Raw genomic sequence first — 24,421 nt, 5'->3', positions numbered from 1 at the left:
GGGAGTCGTCCGCTGGATTGCTCTTCGACGGCATTCCTTGCCTTGCCTTGCCTTGCCTATCCTCGTTGCTCAGCGAGACCGCCGCGCGGGGCGGCGGCATCTCGCCGATCCGTACAGACCGCCGCCGGACACGGCGGCCGGCTCAGGCCCGGGACAGCCAGTCGGTGTAATGGGTGGGGGCGATGCGGGCTCCGGCGGGGGCGATGAGGGCGTCGCCCTCGACGACGGCGAACATGCCGGCGGTGTCGTCGGTCACGACCGAGCGCCCGTCGCCCTTGGCGGTGACCGTCAGCCGGCCGATCTCGTCGAGCGTGTAGACGTCCGGACCCGCCACGTTGAGAACACCGCCGAGCGGGCTGCCGACGGCGACGTCGGCGACGGCACCCGCGACCTCCGCGGCGGCGATCGGCTGAATCGGCGTACTCGGCAGCCGGACGGTGTCCCCCTCGGCCGTCCACGACATGGTCGCGTCCATGAACTCCATGAACTGCGTGGCGCGGACGATGGAGTACGGGACCGGGCCGGCCTTGAGGATGTCCTCCTGGAGCACCTTCGCGCGGTAGTAGTCCAGGGCGGGCACCTGGTCCACGCCGACGATGGAGAGGATGACGAAGTGCCCGACACCGGCGCGCTCGCTCGCGGCGACGAGGTTGTCCATCGACGTACGGAAGAAGCCCGCCGAGGCCTCGTCGAAGGTCGGCGAGTTCGTCAGGTTGATCACGACGTCCGCGCCGGTCACGGCCTCGTCGACGCCCTTGCCGCTCAGCAGGTCCACACCGGTGGACAGCGAGTGCGGGACGGCTTCGTGACCGGCCTCGTTGAGCTTCCCGACGACCTGCGACCCGATCAGTCCGGTACCACCGACAACCGCGAGCTTCATGGCACGACCCATCTTTCGTTAGTGATGTCCGGCATGCCCTTATGGCACCGAAGTTACCCCCGGAGAAGTCGGCGCGCCTGGGCAGCATCCGTTGACTAACCTGGACGCTACATATCCTGGATGTTTAGTGTCAAGATTGCATCGCCGGGCCGGTCATGCCCCGGCGGGACGCGGGGCGCGCAGGTGGGTGCGCTGCGCCAGCTCCTCCGGGTCGACCAGCGTGAGCATCGGCCGGCCCGGCGCACAGAGCATGGTCACGACGAAGCGCGTCCGCGCGTCCGTGAGGGCATTGCCGTCCTGGTAGTGGATGACGTCACCGCCCGGCTCCCAGAAGGTCTCACCGGCCCTGACCACGCGTTCCGGCTCGCCCTCCAGCTCGAAACGCACCGCGCCCTCGATCACGTACCCGAAGGCCGGGCCCGTGTGGCGGTGCGGAGGAGTCCCCGGGTCCCCGGGCGGCCACTCGACGAGGATGGTCATCCCCGAGGCTTCCTCCGGGATGTGGGGCGGAGTGACGTCCTGAAGCATCGTGATCGCCGTCTGCCACGTCCCGGACTGCGCCTGCTCACCGGCGTTCCCCGCTGCGTCCTTGTCCGACATTGCGCTGCACCTCCGTAGATCGCTTCCGCCTCAGGCTTGCATGACTGCACCACAGGTACGACCGGGGACACACCGCCTTTGTGACAGCTGCCGGCGACGACCGCCCGCGCAGCCCGGTGTCACACACGGTGGTCGTACTCGGTCTGGCATGCGGGGGCGGGCCCGCACACGCCCCCTCCACGCATCGTTGCGCCGAGCACACGTAGGGGATGGTGTACATGTCGTATCCGCGGCAGGTGTATTTCGGAGAAGCCGGCGAGGTCAGCGCGCGGTTCCGGCCGGAGAGCAACGGACCGGACCTCGGCGAGGCAGGCAAGGACGCCTTCCACTACCTGGCGACCACGGCCACCACACGGGGCGAGTTCGGGCTCTACCGGGTCGAGATGAGTCCGAGGGCGGGCGGCCCCAAGACGCATTTCCACCGCTCCATCTCGGAGTCCTTCTTCATCCTCGACGGCACCGTTCGCCTGTTCAACGGCGAGGAGTGGGTCGACGCGCGGAAGGGCGACTTCCTGCACGTACCGCAGGGCGGGCTCCACGCCTACCGCAACGACTCCGACGCGCCGGCCCAGATGCTGCTGCTGTTCGCACCGGGCGCACCGCGCGAGAAGTACTTCGAGGGACTGTCCCATCTGGCCCACGCCACGGACGAGGAGCGCGCCAGGTTCCTCGACGAGCACGACTCGTACTTCGTGGAATAGCCGGCCGATCCCCCCGGAGCCGCCGGGTGCCGCCCCAACACGGCGGCGCCCGGCGGCTCCTCGCCGGCGCGCCGGTCGCCGTGCGTCCATGCGAGAAATCGCGACATCGAGAATCGAGGAACAACGTGTCCCCTGAGAACACCTTCGTGATCGTCGGAGGCGGCCTGGCCGCGGGCAGGGCGGCGGAGGCGCTGCGGGAGCACGGCCACACCGGCCGGCTCGTCGTCATCGGCGACGAACCGGAGCGGCCCTACACCCGCCCGCCGCTCTCCAAGGGCTACCTGCTCGGCACGGAGACCCGGGAATCGATACACGTGCATCCCAAGGACTGGTACGCCGAGCACGACGTCGAGCTCCTCCTGGACACCTCCGTCACGGCGCTCGACTGGCGGGCCCGTGCGGTGGAGCTCGACGGTGGGCACCGGATCTCCTACGCCAAGCTGCTCCTGGCCACCGGCTCGTCACCGCGCCGCCTGTCCGTTCCCGGTGCGGAACTGGACAACGTCCTGTACTTGCGCCGTGTGGGTGACAGCGACCGGCTCAAGGCCGCCTTCACCCCGGGCGCCAGGATCGTCGTGATCGGCGCCGGGTGGATCGGCCTGGAGACCGCGGCGGCCGCCCGGACCGCCGGGGCGGAGGTGACGGTGCTGGAGCACTCGGAGCTGCCGCTTCTGAAGGTGCTCGGGCGTGAGGCGGCCGAGGTGTTCGCCGGTCTCCACGTCGACCACGGCGTCGATCTGCGCCCGAACGCTCAGGTGGAGCGGATCACCGGGACACAGGGCCGGGTGGACGGGGTCCTGCTCGCCGACGGCACTCACATCGCCGCGGACGCGGTGGTCGTGGGCATCGGCATCACGCCCAATGTGCACCTCGCGCAGGACGCCGGCCTGGAGGTGCGCAACGGCGTCGTCACCGACGCGCACCTGCGGACCTCGGTGCCCGACGTGTACGCCGCGGGTGATGTCGCCAACGCCCACCACCCGTTCCTCGACCGCCACATCCGCGTCGAGCACTGGGCCAACGCGCTGCACCAGCCGTACACGGCCGCGCTGGGCATGCTCGGTGCCGACGCCGTCCACGACCGGCTGCCGTACTTCTACACCGATCAGTACGACCTCGGCATGGAGTACACGGGGTACACCGAGCCCGGCGGCTACGACCGCGTCGTCTTCCGGGGGGACGTGGCCGAGCGGCGGTTCATCGCCTTCTGGACGGCCGGGAACCGCGTGCTGGCCGGCATGAGCGTCAACGTGTGGGACGTCATGGATCCGATCCGGTCCCTGATCACTTCCCGGTCGGACGTGGACCCGGCGCTCCTGGCCGACCCCGACGTGCCCTTGGACCAGGCCGTTTCCTGACGGCCCGTCGCCACCGGGGGTGTCACAGATGACCCGATCCCCTGGTCCTAGCTGACAACAACCAAGGCAATCGGAGCAGACCGTGGCTATCACCGAACGACGTCTTTCCACCATGGTGCTGGTGATCGGTACCGGAGGAGCCGGACTGCGAGCGGCAATCGAACTGGCCGAGGCCGGTGTCGACGTCCTCGCCGTCGGCAAGCGGCCCAAGGAGGACGCCCACACGGCACTCGCCGCCGGAGGCATCAACGCGGCGCTGGCCACGATGGACCCCGAGGACAGCTGGCAGCAGCACGCCGCCGACACCCTCAAGGAGAGCTATCTGCTCGCCGATCCCCGCACCGTGCGGACCGTCACCCAGGGTGCCGCTCTGGGCATCGACGACCTCGAGCGGTACGGCATGGCGTTCGCCAGGGAGGAGGACGGGCGGATCTCCCAACGGTTCTTCGGCGCGCACAAGTTCCGGCGCACCGCCTTCGCCGGCGACTACACCGGTCTGGAGATCCAGCGCACCCTGATCAGGCGGGCGGAGCAGCTCGACGTCCCGCTGCTCGACGGTGTCTACATCACCCGGCTCCTGGTGCACGACGGCGCCGTCTTCGGTGCGTACGGCTTCGACGTCGCGAACGGGACGCGCTACCTCATCCATGCCGACGCCGTCATCCTCGCGGCGGGTGGACACACGCGTATCTGGCGGCGCACGTCCTCACGGCGCGACGAGAACACCGGTGACTCGTTCCGCCTGGCCGTGGACGCCGGCGCCCGCCTGCGGGACGCCGAACTGGTGCAGTTCCACCCGTCCGGCATCATCGAGCCGGAGAACGCGGCCGGCACGCTCGTCAGCGAGGCCGCGCGCGGTGAGGGCGGCGTCCTCCGCAACGCGCTCGGCGAGCGCTTCATGACCCGCTACGACCCCGAGCGCATGGAGCTGTCCACGCGCGACCGCGTGGCGCTGGCCTCGTACACCGAGATCAAGGAAGGCCGCGGCACCCCCAAGGGCGGTGTGTGGCTCGACGTCTCGCACCTGCCGCGGCAGACGATCATGACGCGGCTCCCCCGGGTCTACCAGACCCTCCTGGACCTGCAGATGCTCGACATCACCCGCGAACCGATCGAGATCGCGCCCACCGCGCACTACTCGATGGGCGGTGTCTGGGTGCGGCCCGAGGACCACAGCACGGACGTCCGCGGCCTGTACGCCATCGGCGAGGCCTCCAGCGGGCTGCACGGGGCCAACCGGCTCGGCGGCAACAGCCTCATCGAGTTGCTGGTCTTCGGCCGCCTCACGGGCCAGGCGGCGGCCGCCTACTCCCGGGAGCTGACCTCGCAGCCGCGCTCGGCCTCCGCCGTGGCGCAGGCCCGCGCCGAGATCGACGACCTCCTCGCGGCGGACGGCCCCGAGAACGTCCGCGCCCTCCAGCGGGCCATCCGCAACACCATGACCGAGCACGCCGGAGTCGTCCGCGACGACCAGGGACTGCGCACCGGGCTGGAGGAACTCTCGGCCGTCGAGAAGCGGATGGAGAACGTCGGTGTCCACCCCGACATCGCCGGCTTCCAGGACCTCGCCCACGCCTTCGACCTCAAGGGCGCGGCCCTGGCGGCGCGGGCCACGCTCGAATCGGCGCTCGAACGCCGTGAGACCCGTGGCTGCCACAACCGCAGCGACTACCCGGACCAGGATCCCGCGCTGCAGGTGAATCTCGTCTGGTCCCCGACGACGGGGATCACCCACGAGAGCATCCCGGCCATTCCCGAGGCGATCGCCTCCCTGATGGAGGACGTCCCGACCGAGGGAAAGCTCGCCGAGTGACGCCCCGGCCCGCGCGCGTTCCCGCGCGGGCCCGCCGGACCCCTGTCACACACGGGGTCACCGCCCGGTCTGTCCTTGTACGTACAGAATTCAGTGAAAGGATCCCTCATGAAGGTCGTAGTCATCGGCGGTACCGGGCTCATCGGCTCGAAGCTGGTCGGCAAGCTGCAGGAGCACGGCCACGAGGCGGTCGTGGCCGCGCCCAGCACCGGCGTGGACACCCTGACGGGCACGGGCCTGGCCGAGGTCCTGCAGGGTGCCTCGGTGGTGGTCGACGTGTCCAACTCGCCCTCGTTCGAGGACGAGCCCGTCATGCACTTCTTCCGCACCTCCACCTCCAACCTCCTCCAGGAGGAGGCGAAGGCCGGCGTCGGGCACCACGTGGCCCTCTCCGTGGTCGGCACCGACCGGCTCCAGGAGAGCGGGTACTTCCGCGCCAAGCAGGTCCAGGAAGAGCTGATCAGCGGATCCGGGATTCCGTACTCCATCGTCCACGCCACGCAGTTCTTCGAGTTCATGAAGGGCATCGCGGACGCGGCCACCGAGGGCGACACCGTACGTCTGGCACCCGTCAAGATCCGGCCCATCCACTCCGACGACGTGGCCGCGGCCGTCGGCCGCGCCGCGGTCGGCACGCCGGTCAACGGCGTGGTCGAGGTCGCCGGGCCCGACGAGTTCCAGCTCGACGAGGTCATCCGCAAGGGACTCGCCGCCCGGAACGACCCCCGCACGGTCGTCACGGACCCGCACGCCCGGTACTTCGGGGCCGAACTGAAGGAGACCACGCTCGTGCCGGGCCCCGACGCCCAGTTCGCCGGGACCCGGCTGGCCGACTGGCAGGCGCGGCAGCAGTGACGTCCGCGGGTGGCCCCTGCCCGTCGGGGGGCAGGGGCCACCGGCATGTTGGGGGACGTGGGTGCGTCCCGCCGCAACCGAACGCCGCTACCGGCCGCTGCGGGCGGTACGTCGACCGAGCGTCCTCGGCACGAAGGAGCCGGCTCGCGATGCCCAGGACTTTCATGGAGACCGCCCTGACGGGCGACGGCCCCCGTGACGCACTGACCGGCGTCTACCTCCTCGACCCCTTGAAGACCACGATCGGCTTCTCCGTCCGGCGCGCGATGGTCGCGCACGTGCGCGGGAGGTTCACCGACCTGGAGGGGCTCCTGCAGCTCGACGGACGCCGTCCCACCCGGTCCAGGGCGTTCCTGACCGTCCGGACCGGCAGCCTGCGCACGGGTCTGCCCGAGCGGGACGCCCGCCTGACCGGACCCGGCTACCTCGACACGGCGACGTTCCCCCTCATGGGCTTTCGTTCCACCGGCATCGTCCACATCGGTGAGGACCGGTTCCGCATGTCCGGCAGCCTGCGGATCAAGGACGTCGACCTGCCCCTGCACATCGACCTCGCGTCGGGCAGGGTCCGCCGGGACTCCTACGGCACGTACCGCGTGGGCTTCAAGGGCACGGCCGTCCTGCGGCGTTCCGACTGGGGACTCAATTGGAACACGCCACCCAGCGCGCGGGACGTCCTGGTCGGCGACACGGTGAAGCTGGTGTTCGACATCTCGGCGGTGCGGCCCGGGCAGCCGGACCTCCCCTGACGAGGAGCACCGCCGCCCGGCACGCCGCGGACATTCGACGGCATTTGACCGTGTTGCCCGCCGGCCCGGTTGCTGTCATGCCCTCCCGTCGACGCGCTGAGCAGAGCGATCGGGTTAGTCTGTCCGTCGTACCGGACACGGGGTGCCCCATCGAGGGCTGAGATCACACCCGTCGAACCTGAACCAGTTCGTACTGGCGGAGGGATGTCTTTCATGCCTTGGACGCATGTATCCGGCGGGCTGCCCGCCGACGGCCGGCAGACCGTCTTCGACGGGCGCATGCCGGCGGCCCCCGGCGATCTCCGCATCGAAGCGCACGGCATCCAACCGGTCCCCGAGAGCAACCGCTACGGCGGCCCGGGGCGGCTGTTCACCGTGTGGTTCGCCCCCAACCTCACCATGACCGGCGTCTTCACCGGCACCATCGGCATCGCGCTCGGCCTGGACTTCGCCACCGCGCTCGCGGCCGTCGTCCTCGGCACCGTCATCGGCGCGATACCGACCGCCTACCTGGGCACCTGGGGAAGCCGGACCGGCGCGGGGCAGCTGCCGCTGGCCCGGCTCGCCTTCGGCCGCGCGGTCGCGCTGCCGGGCGTCCTGCAATGGCTGTCGTCGGTCGCCTGGGACGCGCTGATCGGGCTGTTCGGCGGGGACGCGCTGGCCCGGCTGTGCGGCGTGCCCTTCTGGCTCGGTGTCCTGATCATGATGCTCGCCCAGGGCGCTCTCGGCGTCCTCGGCTACGAGGCCATCCACCGGCTCCAGATCGTCATGACCTTCGTGCTCGCCGCCGCGTTCGCGCTGATCGCCTGGAAGTTGCTCGACGGCGTCCACCCCGCGACCACCGGCTCCGCCCACGGCGCCGACCGGGGCGGGGCGTTCGTCCTGACCAGCACCATCGCGCTGAGCCTGTCCCTGTCCTGGGCCCCCTACGCCAGCGACTTCAGCCGCTACCTGCCACGGGCCACCTCGCGCTCGCGCATGTTCTGGTTCACCCTGACCGGCCTGGTGGTGTCCTTCGTGGCCGTCCAGGTGCTCGGACTGTGGGGCGCGTCCGTCCTCACCGACCAGACCGCCGCGGGTGTGGCGGACCTGCTCGGCGGCGGGCCGCTGGGGGCGTTCGGACTGCTCGCCGTGGCCCTGGCGGCGCTGTGCAGCAATGCCATGAACGACTACAGCGGATCCCTGGCCCTGCAGACCGCGGGAGTGCGCGTCCCGCGCCCGGTGGCGGCCGCGTTCGCCGCCGCCCTCGGCTTCCCCCTGGTGCTGTGGATGCACGCCGCCGACACCACGGCCCGCTTCCAGAACGTGCTGCTGTTCGTCGGTTACTGGATTCCCGGCTTCGTGGCGATCGTCGTCGTGGACTGGCTGGCGCGGGCACGGGCCCGCGGAGGTGCCGCGATCGACCTCGCCGCGGAGACCGGCCGGCCCCAGCCCGGCCTGCCCGCCGTGCTCGCGTTCGCCGCCGCCTTCGCCGCGGCCGTGCCGTTCATGGACACCAGCCTCTACGTGGGGCCGGTGGCGTCCACCCTGCACGGCGCGGACCTCTCGTACTACGTGGCGTTCCTCGTGGCACTCGCGGTGTACGCCCCGCTGCGGCTGCGCCGGCGGCCCTGAGCACCGCGCCCGGACACCGTCCACATCCGAAGGAGCGACACCGATGCCCCCGACATCCGCCGACCACACCGCCTTCGCCGCGCAGGCGCTCGCACGCGTACGGGCCGACTCCCCGCTGGTGCAGTGCCTGACCAACGCGGTGGTCACCGGGTTCACCGCCAACGTCCTGCTGGCGCTGGGCGCCGCACCCGCCATGGTCGACATCCCGGAGGAGGCCGGCCCGTTCGCCCGGATCGCCTCGGGCGTCCTGGTCAATCTCGGCACCCCGCACGCCGAGCAGCGCACCGCCATGGTCGAGGCCGCGCGGGCGGCCGCCTCCGCCGGCACGCCGTGGGTGCTCGACCCCGTGGCCGTCGGCGCACTGCCGGTGCGCACCGCGCTGGCGCACGAGCTCCTGGAACTGCGCCCGGCGATCGTCCGGGGCAACGCCTCGGAGATCATCGCGCTCGCGGGAGCCGGTGACGGCGGCCGCGGAGTGGACTCCTCCCACGGTGTCGAGGCCGCGCAGGAGACGGCGCACCGGCTGGCGCGGGAGACCGGCGGCGTGGTCGCCGTCTCCGGGCCCGTGGACTTCCTCACCGACGGGGAGCGCACGGCCCGCGTCGCCAACGGCGACATTCTGCTGACCCGGGTGACGGGCGGGGGCTGCGCGCTGGGCGCCGTGATGGCCGCCTTCGCGGCGGTGGACGAGGACCGGTTCGCCTCGACGGTGGCGGCCGTCACCGTCTACACGGTCGCCGCCGAGCTGGCCGCGAAGTCGTCCTCCGGGCCCGGCAGCTTCGCCGTGGCGTTCCTGGACGCGCTCGCCGCGGTGCGGGAGTCCGACCTCGCCGAGCGGGCGGCCGTGTCGTGACGCAGGCACCGGTCGATCTGTCGGTCTACCTGGTCACGGACGCGGCCCAGTGCCGGGCCCGGGGCCGCGGCGTGGCCGAGACCGTCGTCGCGGCGGTGGCGGGGGGCGTCACCGCGGTGCAGATCCGTGAGAAGCACACCGACGGCGGGGATTTCCTGCGCACGGTCGCGGCGGTGGCCGCCGTCCTCCCCGAACGCGTGGCGCTGATCGTCAACGACCGGGTGGACGTGTTCCTGGCCGCTCGCTCCGCCGGCGTGCGCGTGACGGGCGTCCACGTCGGCCAGTCGGACCTGCCTGCGGCCGCCGTCCGTGAACTGATCGGGCAGGACGCGGTGCTGGGCCTCAGCGCCGCCACCCCCGGCGAACTGCGTGCGGCCGCCGAGGACCCGGCGGGCGTCCACCACGTCGGCATCGGCGCGCTGCACGCGACCCGGACCAAGCAGGACGCCCCGCCCTCGCTCGGCCATGACGGCTTCGCCCGTCTCGTCCGGCTCAGCGCGCTGCCCGCCGTGGCCATCGGCGGCGTCACCCCGGCCGACCTGCCGCTGCTGCGGGAGGCCGGGGCGGCCGGGGCGGCCGTCGTGTCCGGCATCTGCGCCGCCGAGGACCCCCGCGCCTCGGCACGCGCGTACGCCCTCGCCTGGGGCCGGTCGCCCGTCTAGTCGGCGATCTCCTCGTGCTCGCGCACGACGGGCTTGGGGATCTGCGTGCCCTCGCCGTACAGGCCCTCGCTGAGCCTGGCCCGCAACCGCTGGGTGCGGTCCGTCCTGTCGACGCCGATCGGCAGGTACTGCTCGTGCTCCGTCAGGGCGCGGAGCCGTTCCGGGCTGAGGGCCTGGTGGACCTCGACGTACTCGCCGTTCGGCATGCGCTTGATGACACCGGTCTCGCGACCGTGCAGCACCTTGTCGCGGTCGCGGAGTTGGAGGCCGAGCGCCCAGCGCTTGGTGACCGCGAAGACGACGAGCGGCATGACGAACAGCCCGATGCGGACGGCCCAGGTCACCGCGTTGACCGAGACGTGGAAGCGGGTCGCGATCACGTCGTTGGCCGCGCCGAGCAGCGCCACGGCGTAGACGCTGATCCACGCCGCGCCCAGTGCCGTGCGCACCGGACGGTTCCGTGGCCGGTCCAGGAGGTGGTGGTCCCGGTCGTCGTCGGTGACCCAGGCCTCGATGAAGGGATAGGCGCCCATCACCAGGAAGAGGCCGACGCCCACCCCCAGCGGGATCAGGTTGTCGAGGGCGAGGGTGTGTCCCCACAGGACGACCTCCCAGCCCGGCATGACCCGCAGGAGCCCGTCGGCCACGCCCATGTACCAGTCGGGCTGCGATCCCGCCGTGACCTGGTCGGGGCGGTAGGGACCGTACAGCCACACGGGGTTGATCTGCGCGATCGAGGCGATGATCAGGATGACCCCGGTGACCAGGGAGAAGTACCCGGCCGCCCGCACGGCGTACGACCGCAGGGGGATGCCGACGACGTTCCTCTCCGTACGCCCGGGTCCCGGGTACTGCGCGCGATTGTGACGGAACGTCAGGTAGACGAGGCCGGCGAACAGCGCCGTCATCAGCGCGGGGAGGACCACGACGTGGATCGTGTTGAAGCGCGAGACCAGGTCGTTCCCGGGGAACTCGCCGCCGAAGAGGAACATCGACAGGTACGTGCCGACGATCGGTACCGACAGGATGGTGCCGTTGACGACCATGAGCCCGGTTCCGGAGAGCAGGTCGTCCGGGAGGTCGTATCCGGTCAGTCCCTCGAACATGCCGAGCACCAGCAGCAGGAATCCGAGCACCCAGCTGAGCTCCCGCGGTTTGCGGAACGCGCCGGTGAAGAACATCCGCATCATGTGGGCGAGCAGGCTGGCGACGAAGATCAGCGCCGCCCAGTGGTGGGCCTGCCGGATCAGCAGTCCGCCGCGGACGTCGAAGGAGATGTGCAGGGTCGAGTTGAACGCCTCCGACACCGTCTGCCCCCGCAACGGCGCGTAGCTCCCGTGGTATTGGACCTGCTCCATCGACGGGTGGAAGTAGAACGTCAGGTACACGCCCGTGAGGACGAGCACGAGGAAGCTGTAGAGGGATATCTCCCCCAGCATGAAGGACCAGTGGTCCGGGAACACCCTGCGTCTGCTGTCCCGGACCGGGCCGCTGATCCCCAGCCGCCCGCGGGCCCAGGCGGCGAAAATGTTCCCCCTGGGATCTCGTCCCGACTGTCCGTCCGGCCGACTGCCGCTGTCCATTGTCGCACCACCATCTTCCGAGACGCTGACTTCACCCCTAGGACCGAAAAAACGGTGCAGATGTGACATCAGCAGGTGGGAGCGGGCGGACGAGCGGCGTGTCACAAGATCCATGCCTGCCCGGTCTCATGTCCAGAGCCGAAGAGTGCGAGCAAGTGCGCCGTTGACTTGTGAGCAGACCTCCTGCACTTCGACGAGGTCGAGCCTGCGGCCGCACTGTGTGGTGCCGTTGCTCGAGGGAGGATGCGGTATGGACTACGCCGGTGACGCGGTGTCGATCGCGGAGCTGCTCGACGAGCGCCGGCAGCTGCTCGACGTCGCCTGCCGGATGGTGGGCAGCGGCGCCGAGGCGGAGGGCGTCGTCGACGAGACCTACCGCCGGTGGTACGCGCTGTCCGACACGGCGCGTGCGGACATCGTGGCCCCTCGTTCCTGGCTCGTGACGACCGCCACGGGCATCTGTCTGGCCCGGCCGGTACTCCCCGACCGGGGTGAGGACCCCGCCGAGCGGGCGCCCGTCACCCACAGCGAAGTCCTCGGGACGGCGCCCGCCGCGGTCCCGCGCGCCATGGGGCCGGCGGAGCCGGGGTACGGCGCACTCGCCTCCCGCGCGCGGCGGTGGCTTCGCGCGCGGCGTTCCCGTCCGGGGACGCTCGTACGGCACGACGCGCTCGCCCGTGCCGTGCGCGCGGCCTGCGCGGCGGAGGACCTCGGGCGGCTGATGTCCCTGCTGTCCCCCGATGCCACGGCGGTCTTCGACGGTGGCGGCAAGATCCGGGCGATGATGCGCCCGGTACACGGGAGTGAGCAGGTCGCGCGCCACTTGCTCGTACTCCTGGCGAGACGGCCGCGCACCACGCTGCGGGCCCAGTCCGTGAACGGCCGGACCGGTGTCGTGGTGCGCCACGACCACCAGGTCGTCGCGATCATCAGTCTCGGCGTCACGGGCGATCGGGTCGGACACGTCTGGGTCGTCCTCAATCCCGACAAGCTGCGTCTCTGGAACCGGCCGCCGACCTCTGGCTGGTGAACAGGACCGCCGGGTCAGGCCCGGCGGAGGCGTGAGTCGAGGAACGTGGCGATCTTGCCCGGGTTCCACACCCACATCAGTGTGTGGATGCCGTCGGACGAAGCGGCGATCGCCAGAAGCGTGGCCGGCGTGCCGTCCCGGTGGAGCATCACTCCGGTGCGGCCATTGGCCTCGACGCGCCGCGGGTCGGCGTCCCGCCAGAAATTCGGGCGCCCCATCGCGAGGTTCGCCACGCGCGTCCGGCCGAGGACGGGAACACGCGCGGCACCGCGGACACCGTTGCCGTCGGACAGGCTGATGGCATCCGGGGTCAGGAGGGCCTCGAGAGACGTGACGTCACCCGTCCGTGCCGCCGAGACGAAGGCCTCGACAAGGCGTCGGTGCTCAGCCCTGTCCACGGTGTCCCGCCGCTCGGCCAGGAGATGCCCGCGGGCGCGGCTCACGATCTTCCGCACGTTGACGACGCTGAGTTGCAGGATCCCGGCGATCTCCGGATAGCCGTAGTCGAATGCCTCGCGCAGGACATAGGCCGCGCGCTCGGTGGGCCCCAGCTTCTCCAGCACCAGCAGCAGCGCCAGCTCCACGGCTTCCGCGCGCTGCGCGCCCACCTCGGGGTCCACGCTGGTGTCGACGGGCTCGGGCAGCCACGGACCGATGTACGTCTCGCGGCGCACGCGGGCGGACTGCGCGACGTTGATGGCCAGCCGGGTCGTCGTGGTCGCGAGGAAGCCGGCCGGGCTGACCACCGCGGAGCGGTCGGTCCGCTGCCAGCGCAGCCACACCTCCTGGAGCACGTCCTCGGCCTCGACCGCGCTGCCCAGCACGCGGTACGCGATGCCGAAGAGGCGGGGCCGCAGCTCCACGAAGACGGAAACCGCCTGGTCGAGGTCGTTTGCCGCAGGACACGGCTCGAAATGCATGAGTGGGGGGTCTCCGATCCTCCGTCCGGATGTCCGTACCGGGCATGTGCCGTCCGCCGTGCCGGCCCGGGAGCGCCCCGGGCCGGGTCCGGACCGGACGGCTCAGACGCCGGTACGATCGCCCGCCGGGCGCCCCTCGGGGTGCCGGGTCCTGCCGCCCGCGACGAACGCGTCCCGCGGGTGCTGCACGGAGGCGAGGGAGACGAGATCCCGGCCGAACACGGCCGCGGTGAGCCAGACGGTGAGCACCCGGACCTTCCGCTCCCACGTCGGCACGGCCAGTACGTGGTAACCCCGGTGCATCAGCCAGGCGAGGAACCCCTTGATGACGATGCCCTTGTACTGGAAGATGCCCCGGCCCAGACCGAGCGTGGCCACCACTCCCAGGCTGCTGTGCCGGTAGTCCCGGACCGTGCCCCCGCGCAGGGCGGCGCGGATGTTCTTCGCCAGGCGCCTGCCCTGCCGCACCGCGTGCTGGGCGTTGGGGACCGTCCGGGCACCCGGCACGGGCGACGCCAGATCGGGTACGGCAGCGTCGTCGCCCGCCGCCCAGACGTCGGGCACCGGGTCGCCGTCCGTGCCCACCACCCGCAGGTCGGCGCGGACGACGAGCAGGCCGCGCTCGTCGACCGGCAGGTCCGTGTGGTTGTGCACGACGGGGTTGGAGGCGTTGCCGGCGGTCCAGACGATCAGTTCGGAGTCGAACTCCTCCCCGCTGGACAGCACGACGTGCCCGTCCTTGGCGGAGGTGAGCTGCGTGTTCAGGTGCACGTGCGCACCGCGGCGTTCCAGGGAACGCACGACCCATGCGCCGGGCTTGGCGGTCACCTCGGGCAGGATGCGGTCCCGGGCCTCGACCAGGTGGAAGGACAGCTCCTCGAAGCTCAGCTCCGGATAGGACCTGAGCATCGCGGTGGCCAGTGAGAGCAGTTCGCCGAAGCCCTCGACACCGGAGAACCCGCCGCCGACGAACGTGACGGTCAGCAGCTTCCGCCGCTCGGGACCGGGGGGCAGGGACGCGGCCTGGTCGAACGCGGTCAGCAGCCGGTCGCGGATGGCGACCGCCTCCTCCACGTGCTTCAGGCCGATCGCGTGCTCTGCCAGGCCCGGTATGGGGAAGGTGCGGGTCACGGCGCCTGCGGTGACCACCAGGACGTCGTAGCGCAGTTCGTGGTCGGCCCCGTTCACCGGCCGGACGGTCACGGTCCGGTCCGCACTGCGGATCTCGGTCACGCTCCCCGCGATCAGCCGGCTCTTGCGCAGGTGCCGGCGCAGCGACACGGCCGCGTGACGGGCCTCGACCGAGCCGGCCGTCACTTCCGGCAGGAACGGCTGGTAGGTCATGTACGGGCGCGGGTCGACAACCGTGATCCTCGCTTCCCCGGCGCGCAACGACTTCTCAAGGCCCCAGGCGGTGTAAAAGCCCGCATAGCCACCACCGACGATCAGGATCTCACGCATGGTTCCCTCTGTTTTTGGTCCGTCACCAGGAAGACCGGACAGAGTGGAACGGTGTGACAGGCGGACGCCTCTCAGTTGTCGTCGTGGCGGTCGGGGCGCACTTCGATGTGGTCGGGTTCGAGGTCGAGCAGGACCCGGTGCCGGATGTCGAGGGCGGTGGTGAAGTCCCGGGGCAGCTGGAGACGGCCGGCGCGGTCGACGGTGGCGTACTCGCGGGCGTGGGTGGTGGTGTTGCCCTGGTCGTCGACGGTGGTGTGGCGCAGGACCTCGGAGGCGGTGCGGCCGTCGCGGATGGCGACGGTGCGGTCGACGGCCTGCGCGACGGCCTGGTCGTGGGTGACGATCACGACGGTGGTGCCCAGTTCCTGGTTGACGGCGCGGAAGGCGCCGAAGACCTGGTCGGCGGTGGCGGAGTCGAGTTGCCCGGTGGGCTCGTCGGCCAGGACGAGCGCGGGGTGGTTGGCCAGCGCGACGGCGATGGCGGTGCGCTGCTGCTCGCCGCCGGACATCTGCTCGGGGCGGCGGTCGGAGCAGTGCGCGACACCGACCAGCTCCAGGAGTTCGCCGGCGCGGGTTGCGCGTTCCTTGCGTCCCTTGACGCCTCCGGCCAGACGCATGGGCAGGACGACGTTCTGCAGGGCGGTGAGGTAGGGCAGCAGGTTGCGGGAGGTCTGCTGCCAGACAAAGCCGACGACCTCGCGCTGGTAGCGCAGGCGGGTGCGGCCGTCCAGGTCGAGCAGGTCGAAGCCCGCGACGGTGGCCGCTCCGGCGGTGGGCGTGTCCAGGCCGGCCAGGATGTTCAGCAGCGTGGACTTGCCGGAGCCGGACGCGCCGACCAGGGCCATGAGTTCGCCGCGGGCGACCAGCAGGTCCAGTCCTTGCAGGGCCTGGACCTCGACGCCCTGGGCGGTGAAGATGCGCACCAGGCGGTCGCAGGCGATGAGTGCGTCCTGGCCGTAGGCGGGACGGTCGCGGTGCGCGGTGGCGCGCCGTTCGAGTTCCGCGAGGGACACGCCGCCCCCGGCGCCGCCGCCCGCCACCGCGCTCGTGCCGGCCTGGGTCGTGTTGTCGGTCATGCTCGGTCCCCGATCCGCAGTTCCGTTCCTTCGCCGCGTCGTCCGGTGGCCCATGCCTGTACTGCCAGGACCGCGCAGGCCAGCACGACGAGCGCGGCCGACGGCAGGAGCAGGGAGGCGGGGTCGGTGCGCAGCACCGCTGCCGAGACGTCGGTGGCGGGTGTGCTGGTGCTGAAGGCCAGTGCCGTCAGGTCGACGCCCGGCCGCAGCAGCGGCACGGTGGCGACGCTGACCAGGATGCCGCCGACCGCGCCGAGCAGGACCTGCGGCAGCATCTCCAGCACCGCGAGGGTCTGCTGCTGCCGGCCGGTCATGCCCATGGTGCGCAGCCGGGCGAGCAGGGCCCGCCGCTGCGGCGCGTTGTGCATCAAGGAGAGCAGCAACGCCAGCGCGCTGTACCCGGCACCGGCCGCCACCGCCGCCAGGTACACGCCGCGCGCACCGGACTGCAGCGCCGTCGTGCTGCCGTACGCGGCCCGCTCCTCCGAGCGGAGCAGGACCTGGACGTCGCGTGCCCCGCCATCGCGGACGGCCGCGCGCAGGGCCTTACCGTCGATGTGTTCGCCGCTGATCAGGAGGGTCAGTGGCCGTGTGGCCGAGGACACCGCCCCCGGGTGCGCGCGGTGCACGGACGCCTCGGAGACGATGACGAACTCACGGCCCGCGACGGCCGGTGTCTCCGGCACGGTGGCCGCCACACGCACGTCGAGGGCGCTCGCCGCGGTGTAGACGGTCGTCGTGCCGTGCCCGATCTGCCGGGCGAGTCGTGGTGAGGCGATGACCGGGGCCGGGCCGCGGCCCGGGTCGGCCAGTGCCGCGGCCGGGAACGAGGTTCCCACGCCGGTGTGCCGGATGAGGCGTGCGTAGCGTTCGGGATCGACGATCAGGACGTCGTACCGGGTATTCGTCGCCTGGAGTATCTGACCCGTCTCGACGCGGGCGCCCAAGGTGTCGCGCACGCCGGGGACTCGGCGGACGCGCGCGTCCAGCCCCTTCGGGAGAGCCAGGCCCACGGTGGACTGCACCCGCGCGTCCGCTCCCACCTTGACCACCGCCGCGTGGTCGCGTCCGCTGTCGACGCCGGCGAGGACCGAGCCCCCGAAGGACGTCACCGTCAGGGCGATCAGCACGGCCAGCAGCGGCAGTGCCGCGGTCGAGGGGGCACGGCCCGCGCGGGCCACACCGATCTGCAGCACCGCACCGTTCAGGCGGGCGGCGGGGCGGCCCAGGAGCCGAACGGGCAGCGGGTACACACGCAGCAGCACCAGCGCGGCGATCAGCGCCACCAGGACCGGTGCCGCGGCCGTGAGCACATCCGCACCGCCCTCGGCGGTGCCGTGCTGGCGCAGTGCGACCACCGCGCCTGTCACGATGACGGCGACCGTCAGCTCGGCCACGGTCCTGCGCCGCGACGGCCGGACCGCGATCAGGTCCTCGCGCTGTTCCAGCCGCGGCCTGCGGGCCGCGGCCAGGGCCCGCAGCGGCAGGGCGAAGGTGGCCACGAGCACGACGGTGGCGGCCGAGACGAGGGACACCGTGGAGCGCTCGACCGGGAACAGCAGCAGCGCGAGTCCCAGTCCGAGGGCCGCCGACGGGACCGCGATCAGGGCGCTCTCGCCGATCAGCCGAGCGGCCAGACCCGGCAGGGCAATGCCCCGGGCGCGCAGGAGCGTCAACTCCGCCCGGCGACGCGCCACCTGAAGGCCGGCGGCCATCAGAAGCACGACGGCGGCGACCGTACCGACGCCGACCGCGGCCACCAGGATCAGCGGCTGGGACGCGGCACGCTCGCGCAGGAAGGGCGTCAGCAGGTCGGCCAGGCCCTCCTCCTCGACGGTCAGACCACGCTGCTGGGTCAGCCCCTGCAACCGTGCGGCGTCGGGGCCCGCGTTGAGCGCGGAGATCCGGTCACGGGCCGCGGGGACGTCACTCGCGGTGAGCGCACCGATGTCGGCCGGATGGTGCCAGTACACCTGCGCGCCGTCGTGGAGACCGAGCAGGGCGGCCGTGGCGTCCGGGGAGATCAGCGCGGTGAAGTGCCAGTAGTACTTCGGGTCGGCGGCGGGGCTCGGGCGCACGGTGATCAACGTCGGCGCACGCAGGTCGGGTTCAGCGCTCCAGTAGGCGGTCTCCGGGGACCGGGGCGACACGATTCCGGTGACCCGGGCGGTCAGCTCGGAGCCGATCGAGTCCCGGAGGTGGATGGCCGAACCCGGGTGCAGCCGCATGACCTTGGCAGTGCGGTCGGTGACGGCCGCCTCGACGGCGCCAATGTCCTTGCCGGGCCGGGGCAGCCGTCCCGAGACGATCCGGGTACGGCCAGCGAGGTCCGCCTGGGCGAACAGCGTGGCCTGCGGGGCCAGGCTCTTGCTGGGACGGGGCAGACCGGGGTCGACGGCCGGGGTGGCGTCGGCGCTGCGCACACCGTAGACGGTCTGGCTCTTGTCCAGCGCGAGCGGCTTCCGCACGACCCGCTGGAACGCCCCCTCGGTCCTGGCGACCGACCGCGGGGTGAGCAGCGTCTCGGCGCCGTACGGAACGGACAGCCGCGACACACCCAGCGACATCGTCACGCTGCGGTCGGCCAGCGGCGCCTGCCGGAGCGTGTCACGCAGGGCGTCGTTCTCGTACCCGTCCACGGCCCGCGGCAGCACGGCCGCCAGGAACGCCGTCACCAGCACCAACGCGGCCAGGGCTGCGGTCCCGCCGGGGGCGGCCCGCAACCGGGCTCGGATCCAGGACACGTCGCCGTGACCGCGAGGACTCAGCGGTTCGGTCATGTCATTCCCCTCCTTGACGACGCAGTGCCTGGACCGGGTCGGTCGACCGCAGCGCCATCAACGCCACCACCAGCAGAGGCACCACGGCCACGATGGCCAGCAGTTGAAGGACCGACCCGGACGGCAACTCCACCCGCACCGCCGGCACCGGGCTGTCGGCGCCGGAGGTCAGGACGATCAGTGGCACCACCAGCCGGGTCAGTACCGCGCCCAGCACCGCTCCCACCGCGACGGCGACCACCACCAGCAGTCCCTGCTCGACGGCCACCACGCGGGCCAGCGATCGCCGCGACGCACCCAGCGCCACCAGGATCGCGGTTTCCTCGGCCCGTTCCCGCATCGCACCGGCCGCCGCCACCGCGAAGCCGACGGCCGCCAGGACCGCCGCCGTCACCACGGCGGCCGGCAGCGCCGACAGCGGACCGGCGCCGAGCGGGTCGCTCTGCAACTCCGCCCGCTCCTCGTCACGGGCCAGGACCGACGTGATGTCGCCACGGGCCCTCAGCTCGGACGCCACCCGCGTTCCGGCGCCGGGAACGGTCGTGATCCACCACTCCCCCGGCAGCCACTCGCCCTCGTCCAGCCCGGCCAGCGCGCGGTTCATCGTCCTCAGGTCGAACAGGAGCGCGCCGTCGTCGGTGTCGGCCGACTCCGCGCCGGTGGTGGGCAGCGCCCGTACCGCTCCAGCGATGCGGACGGTCAGCTTCGCACCGCGCACGTCGATGCTGACCGCGTCGCCCACGTGTGCGTCGACCGCCCACAGAAAGGCGTCGGTGACCACCGCGGGCACAGGGCCCGTGAACGCGTTACCGGCACGCAGAGCCACCGTGGCCCCGTTGGAGCCGTTCGGACTGTCTTCCGCGAAACGTATTTCCCCGGTGTTGTAGCGCACGGTCAAGGGAGTGCCGTGATCGGAACGCGGCGCCTTCGCCGATGCCACGGCGAGGCCCGCCTGCTTCTGCATCTCCGCGGATGCCTCGATCCGTGTGCGGGCACTCCAAGTGGCGCCGTCGGGCACGGGCACCGCCTTCGTGGTTCCGTCCGCGGTCACGGCGGTCAGTGCCGTCAAGGAGAGCCGGTGGTGCTCGTCCTGGCCAGGGACCAGGAAATCGGCCTTGAGCCCGTTGAGCCGGAGCGGTCCGGCCGGTCCGGCGCCGGGCGCCCGGCCCACCTCGCCGGCGAAATCCGCTTCCAGCACATGCCGCCGGCCGTCGGCGGGCAGGTCGCCCAGGAGGAAGGTGTACGGCACTCCGTAGCGGTCGGCAAAAGTCGCCGACATCCGGTCGGTGACGGTGCTGGTGACCGCCCGGTCCTGGGCGCCGATAGCTTCCAGGCTCATGGTCAGTCGCAGTCGGGCCACGTGGTCCGGCAGCACGAACCCGTCCTCCCTGGCAGGGACGCCGTTCCCGGGCCGCAGGTCCGTCAGCATCCTCGACAGGGGTTCGTCGGCCAGGTCCCCACGCAACCGCATCACACCGGCCGCGGTCCCGGCGTCCACAGCGAGCACGGTCGCCTCCCGGTCGCCGGGAAGCGGCACCGACGAACGGCCCACGGGCGTGACAGCGGTGACACCGCGTATACCGTCGTACACGCCGCCCTGTCCGAAGGACGGGGTGGACGTCCCGGTCACACGGACGTCCGCCCCCACGGCGAAGTCCGCCTGGTCGCTCTGTGAACGCGTCCAGCTCGCGCTCTCCCCGATAGCGAAGATGCTGATCGACATCGCGAAGACCAGCAGCAGCGCGGGCGTGGTCCCGCGCCCGGCCCGCCGTGAGAGCTGCCAGCCGGCCAGCGCCGCCGCCAGGCCACGGACCCGTGCCGCGCGCCGCTCGCCGACCCGGGCGGCCAGCGGGAGCAGGCGCAGGGTCAGCACCGCGCCCGCCAGCAGGCACAGCGCCGGTGCGACCACCAGCACCGGATCCACACCGGGGGCGCCACCGCTGTCCGCGGTGAGCACGCCCGATCCGCCGCCGCGGCGCGAGAGTTGCCAGAACGCCAGGACCGCCACGACCAACAGGCCGATGTCGGCCCCTGCCCGCACGGCACCGGGCAGAGCTCCCCGGCCGGCGCCCGCCCCCTGCTCGCTCACGTACGTCCCGGGGCGCCGCAGTGCGGGGGCCAGCACGATGAAGGCGCAGACCACCGCGGTCAGGGCCGCCACCCACCAAGCGGTGGAAGCGGGCGCCCCCAGCGGCACCCCGGCGCGGGCCAGTGCCCCGTGCGCGGCCAGTTGGCGCACCAGCGGTCCGGCCAGCAGAGGCGCCACCACAGCGGCGGGCAGCGCGAGGAGGAGTGCCTCGGTCGCCGCGAGCCCCGCCACACGCGTGCGGGAGCCTCCGCGGGCACGCAGCCACGCGGTCTCCCCGGAGCGTTCGGCCGCCAGCAGCCCGGAGACCAGGAACAGCGCAAGCGCGGCCAGCAGCCCCAGTTGCGACGCGACGACGAGCAACGTGGAACGGGTGACGAACAGCGTCCGGTCCAGTTCGTCCAGCAGATCCGGCAACTCGCTGGTCGCCACGACCACGCCGTCCGGCCCCAGACGGTCGATGCGCGTCACTGCCTGCCGGACACCCCGGCCGAGTCCGTCCATGCGGGCCGTGGTGATGGTCGCGCAATCCGCGCGTCCTTGCCAGACGGCCTCGGCCGCCGGGACACGGCCCGGTGCGAAGGCGGCCGGGTCGACGAGCATCGGCCCGTAGGTGGTGAACGACAGCGTCTGCGTCCCGCGACCGCCCAGCGGGTCCAGCCGCCAGTAGGAGGACGCCGGGTCGGTCGGCCGGTACGTACCGGTAAGGCGTACCTTCACGGTCCCGCCGCCGAACCGGTCGGCCAGTGCGACCTGGTCACCCGGGCGCAGCTTCAGCGCGGCGGCCGCCGACTCGGGTAGGGCCACCGGAACGGGCCCCTCCCCCGCCGGTGGTCCGGGCAGGGCACCGGAGACGACCGTCACCCGCGACGGATCGAGCGTGGCGAGCACGGTCAGGTCCGGGTTGTCCGAGTCGGGCGCGCCCGGTGGGCGCAGGCTCAGCGGCAGCCCGTAGGGGCCGGAACGGGTACTGGTGGCAACCGTCACCGGCAGCCCGCCGAACGCGCCGGTCACGGCCTTGCGTACCGCGTCGTCCACGCCCGGGCGGTCATCGCCCTTGACGTCCCTGGTCACCTCGACGAGCGTCCGGCCGGACGACGGGTCCTGCAGCGCGCGCCGCAGTCCCGCGTCCCCCACCGACGCGCCGAAGGCCGCGAGCGCCGCCACCGTGCACGTCGTCAGCACGATCGACAGCAAGGCGGCGCCCAGGAGCAGTCGGTGGGCGCGCAGCCGCAGCAGTACAAACCTCGGCAACTGTCCCCAACCCTTGTCTTCCGCAACCGCGGAAGCGACTTCGGCTCCGTTCACTGCGCCGGCAGTGTGGTTGCTGCGGAGATCCGGACGGTACAGCCACGAGTCGCAGTGCGGGTGACGAGCGACACCGCCGCAGTCCGTTCGAACGCGGGGTGATCATTTCATCGGAGTGCACTCTTGCCAATGATTGCCGCGAAATCCCACTGTGCCCATCATCACGTTGCCATATGCAGTCACGCCGTAGCTGCACTTGAGGGCTCTTATTAGGGTGGCCGCCATGAGTAGCGGACTGCTGGACCGACAGGGAGAGCCGGCCGGGGGTGACGCGGTTTCCGACGCGATGGTCGTCGTCGAGGACCTGGTGCGCACCTACGGCAGCGGGGACACGGCCGTACAGGCGGTGCGGGGTGTGTCCTTCAGCGTGGCACGTGGCGAACTCGTCGCCCTGAAGGGACGTTCGGGGTCCGGCAAGACGACGCTGCTCAACCTCATCGGCGGGCTGGACCGGCCCGACTCCGGCATCGTCCGTGTCGACGGCACCGAACTCGCCGGGCTCGGCGAGCGTGAACTGCTCGCCCTGCGCCGGGACCGCATCGGCTTCGTCTTCCAGTCCTTCGGCCTGCTCCCGATCCTCACCGCCGCCGAGAACGTCGGTGTCCCGCTGCGGCTGCGCAAGGCCGCCCGCGCCGAGCGCGAGGAACGCGTCGGCCTCCTGCTCACCCTCGTCGGCCTGGACGGGCACGCCGCCCAGCGCCCCGGGGAGCTCTCCGGCGGCCAGCAGCAGCGCGTGGCCATCGCCCGCGCCCTGGCCAACCGTCCGGCCCTGATCATCGCCGACGAACCGACGGGCCAGCTCGACGCCGACACCGGCCGCGCCGTCATGGAACTCCTGCGCGCCGTCGTGCACAGCGAGGGCGTCACCGCCCTCGTCGCCACCCACGACCCCCAACTCCTCGCCCTCGCCGACCGCGTCATCGAACTGCGCGACGGCTCCCTCCTGGACGGCGCACCGGCCGGTGAGGACACCTCGGCCTGATCCCGGGGCGTGACCGGTGCGGGCCGCCGCACCTCATCGGCCACCGGTGTCACGATCTCCCCGCCTGCCCTGTCAACGGTACGTGCCCCCGCTTTCCCTGCTCCGGGTCACGTCCGCGCCGAACCGTCAGGAAGGGCAACCATGTTCCGAAAGAGCGAAGACACCTCTCGCGTGCAGGTGGCCGTCATGTCCTTGACCGCGGAGGCCCAGTTCCTCGAGGTGCGCATCCGCCACCTGCGCGAGGAGATCGCCGAGGCCCACATGCAACTCGACGCGATCAGTGAGTCACTTCGCGGACTCCTGGCCTCCGCACGCTCGAACGCCGGACCCGACTCGGCGACCCGGGGCGGCCCCGGCGCCTGAGCCGAGAGCAGGCCCTTTCCCCGGCGTGCGCGCGCCGAGCCGTGACACACCTTGGGGAAAGTGTGAACGCCTCCGGGAACCGGCCCTTCCCGATGTCACGAACGGCAGTGCCACCCGGTCTACAGAACGAAAGAACAATTCGGACAATCTCGACACCTGGGGGGGGCTTCATCACCCCGGCGCGGTCGCCGGAATCCAGAAGGGAGATGAGAGGCCATGCTGCTCGAGATGACCAGATGCGACCCCCGGGAGATCTTCACGCTGAGCCCCGACGGCGAGGCGGGACCCCGTACCCCGCGCTCCGTCCCCGGTGAGGGCCGTTCCCCCCACGCGGACCGCATCAAGGCCCGCGCACCCGCCGTCGACCACGACATGTGGCTCGTGGGACTGCGGACCCGAGCCGCGGGCCAGCGCGACGTCTGGCTGTTCTACATCGTGGACCAGGCATACGACGCCGACCACGCCGTGCACCTGGCGCTGGCCCGCGCGAACAGCGCACCGGAGCGTGCCGCCCGGGCGGGGGCCTTGGTCAAAGGAGGCCACGTGGAGGTGCACCAGATCCACCGGGACGAGCTGGGGCGCCTTTCCCTGGTGCGGTACATCTGACCCCCACCCGCCGACCCCCCAACCCCCCGAACCCCCACAGCCCCCGGCACCCCGCGCCGGGGGCTGTGGCACGTCCAGAGCGCACGTCCCACCACCTCCGACAACTTCCTCATCCTTGACAATTATTTTTGTCGGTCGCAT

20 protein-coding genes and 1 riboswitch are annotated in these 24,421 nt (G+C 71.8%); of the genes, 12 read left to right on the top strand and 8 right to left on the bottom strand.

Features of this window, described 5'->3' with window-relative positions; genetic code table 11:
* Window positions 1–142: 142 nt before the first annotated feature.
* Window positions 143–880, bottom strand: a complete 738-nt coding sequence (locus ACFYXS_RS33940; protein ID WP_389255282.1) for an SDR family oxidoreductase — start codon at window positions 878–880, stop codon at window positions 143–145.
* 153 nt (window positions 881–1,033) lie between these two features.
* A complete protein-coding gene (locus tag ACFYXS_RS33935; protein WP_389255376.1) occupies window positions 1,034–1,408 on the bottom strand; it encodes a cupin domain-containing protein in 375 nt (124 codons plus the stop codon).
* Window positions 1,409–1,698: 290 nt separating this feature from the next.
* Between ACFYXS_RS33935 and ACFYXS_RS33930 the strand changes: the two genes are divergently transcribed.
* From ACFYXS_RS33930 to thiE, 8 genes are all read left to right on the top strand, one after another.
* Window positions 1,699–2,181: a cupin domain-containing protein gene (locus ACFYXS_RS33930; protein WP_389255280.1), complete on the top strand. Its 483-nt coding sequence runs from the start codon at window positions 1,699–1,701 to the stop codon at window positions 2,179–2,181.
* A gap of 125 nt (window positions 2,182–2,306) precedes the next feature.
* Window positions 2,307–3,539: an NAD(P)/FAD-dependent oxidoreductase gene (locus ACFYXS_RS33925; RefSeq protein ID WP_389255278.1), complete on the top strand. Its 1,233-nt coding sequence runs from the start codon at window positions 2,307–2,309 to the stop codon at window positions 3,537–3,539.
* A 112-nt stretch (window positions 3,540–3,651) separates the two neighbouring features.
* Window positions 3,652–5,352 carry an L-aspartate oxidase gene (locus tag ACFYXS_RS33920; protein ID WP_389255374.1) on the top strand — a complete coding sequence of 567 codons (1,701 nt, stop codon included), beginning with the start codon at window positions 3,652–3,654 and terminating at the stop codon, window positions 5,350–5,352.
* A gap of 108 nt (window positions 5,353–5,460) precedes the next feature.
* The gene (locus ACFYXS_RS33915; protein ID WP_389255276.1) at window positions 5,461–6,207 is read left to right on the top strand and encodes an SDR family oxidoreductase; all 747 of its coding nucleotides are present in this window, start codon (window positions 5,461–5,463) and stop codon (window positions 6,205–6,207) included.
* A 149-nt stretch (window positions 6,208–6,356) separates the two neighbouring features.
* Window positions 6,357–6,956 (top strand): YceI family protein, encoded by a 600-nt coding sequence (locus tag ACFYXS_RS33910; RefSeq protein ID WP_389255274.1) that lies wholly within the window; start codon window positions 6,357–6,359, stop codon window positions 6,954–6,956.
* A 128-nt stretch (window positions 6,957–7,084) separates the two neighbouring features.
* Window positions 7,085–7,178, top strand: a riboswitch (TPP riboswitch).
* Window positions 7,170–8,570, top strand: a complete 1,401-nt coding sequence (locus ACFYXS_RS33905; RefSeq protein ID WP_389255272.1) for a purine-cytosine permease family protein — start codon at window positions 7,170–7,172, stop codon at window positions 8,568–8,570. (Overlaps the previous riboswitch by 9 nt.)
* A 43-nt stretch (window positions 8,571–8,613) precedes the next feature.
* Window positions 8,614–9,423: a hydroxyethylthiazole kinase gene (gene thiM / locus ACFYXS_RS33900; RefSeq protein WP_389255270.1), complete on the top strand. Its 810-nt coding sequence runs from the start codon at window positions 8,614–8,616 to the stop codon at window positions 9,421–9,423.
* Entirely contained in the window at window positions 9,420–10,085 is a 666-nt protein-coding gene (gene thiE, locus ACFYXS_RS33895; protein ID WP_389255268.1) for a thiamine phosphate synthase, read from the top strand. The genes thiM and thiE overlap by 4 nt, the downstream gene beginning before the upstream one ends.
* Here the strand turns inward: thiE and ACFYXS_RS33890 are convergent.
* Complete coding sequence (locus ACFYXS_RS33890) at window positions 10,082–11,668, bottom strand: cytochrome bc complex cytochrome b subunit (protein ID WP_389255266.1); 1,587 nt, start codon at window positions 11,666–11,668, stop codon at window positions 10,082–10,084. The genes thiE and ACFYXS_RS33890 overlap by 4 nt on opposite strands.
* Window positions 11,669–11,918: 250 nt before the next feature.
* On the opposite strand from ACFYXS_RS33890, the gene ACFYXS_RS33885 reads away from it, so the two are divergent.
* Entirely contained in the window at window positions 11,919–12,698 is a 780-nt protein-coding gene (locus tag ACFYXS_RS33885; protein ID WP_389255264.1) for a sigma factor, read from the top strand.
* A gap of 14 nt (window positions 12,699–12,712) precedes the next feature.
* On the opposite strand, the gene ACFYXS_RS33880 is transcribed toward ACFYXS_RS33885, so the two are convergent.
* The 5 genes from ACFYXS_RS33880 to ACFYXS_RS33860 form a co-directional block, all read right to left on the bottom strand.
* A complete protein-coding gene (locus ACFYXS_RS33880; protein ID WP_389255262.1) occupies window positions 12,713–13,618 on the bottom strand; it encodes a sigma-70 family RNA polymerase sigma factor in 906 nt (301 codons plus the stop codon).
* A gap of 102 nt (window positions 13,619–13,720) precedes the next feature.
* A complete protein-coding gene (locus tag ACFYXS_RS33875; protein ID WP_389255260.1) occupies window positions 13,721–15,079 on the bottom strand; it encodes an NAD(P)/FAD-dependent oxidoreductase in 1,359 nt (452 codons plus the stop codon).
* Between the two features lie 71 nt (window positions 15,080–15,150).
* A complete protein-coding gene (locus tag ACFYXS_RS33870; protein ID WP_389255258.1) occupies window positions 15,151–16,155 on the bottom strand; it encodes an ABC transporter ATP-binding protein in 1,005 nt (334 codons plus the stop codon).
* Window positions 16,152–18,935, bottom strand: a complete 2,784-nt coding sequence (locus ACFYXS_RS33865) for an FtsX-like permease family protein (protein ID WP_389255256.1) — start codon at window positions 18,933–18,935, stop codon at window positions 16,152–16,154. Before ACFYXS_RS33865 ends, ACFYXS_RS33870 begins: the two co-directional genes overlap by 4 nt.
* A 1-nt stretch (window position 18,936) precedes the next feature.
* Entirely contained in the window at window positions 18,937–22,275 is a 3,339-nt protein-coding gene (locus ACFYXS_RS33860) for an FtsX-like permease family protein (RefSeq protein ID WP_389255254.1), read from the bottom strand.
* A 340-nt stretch (window positions 22,276–22,615) separates the two neighbouring features.
* On the opposite strand from ACFYXS_RS33860, the gene ACFYXS_RS33855 reads away from it, so the two are divergent.
* From ACFYXS_RS33855 to ACFYXS_RS33845, 3 genes are all read left to right on the top strand, one after another.
* A complete protein-coding gene (locus ACFYXS_RS33855) occupies window positions 22,616–23,311 on the top strand; it encodes an ABC transporter ATP-binding protein (RefSeq protein ID WP_389255372.1) in 696 nt (231 codons plus the stop codon).
* Between the two features lie 186 nt (window positions 23,312–23,497).
* Window positions 23,498–23,674 carry a hypothetical protein gene (locus ACFYXS_RS33850; protein ID WP_389255252.1) on the top strand — a complete coding sequence of 59 codons (177 nt, stop codon included), beginning with the start codon at window positions 23,498–23,500 and terminating at the stop codon, window positions 23,672–23,674.
* A gap of 216 nt (window positions 23,675–23,890) precedes the next feature.
* Window positions 23,891–24,280: a hypothetical protein gene (locus tag ACFYXS_RS33845; RefSeq protein ID WP_389255250.1), complete on the top strand. Its 390-nt coding sequence runs from the start codon at window positions 23,891–23,893 to the stop codon at window positions 24,278–24,280.
* Window positions 24,281–24,421: the final 141 nt, after the last annotated feature.

Origin of the sequence: Streptomyces sp. NPDC002574 (assembly GCF_042889545.1) — a bacterium.
Taxonomy (GTDB): Bacteria; Actinomycetota; Actinomycetes; order Streptomycetales; family Streptomycetaceae; genus Actinacidiphila.
Note: the sequence above shows the minus strand (reverse complement) of the source record. Positions and strands in the feature narration are given on the sequence as shown.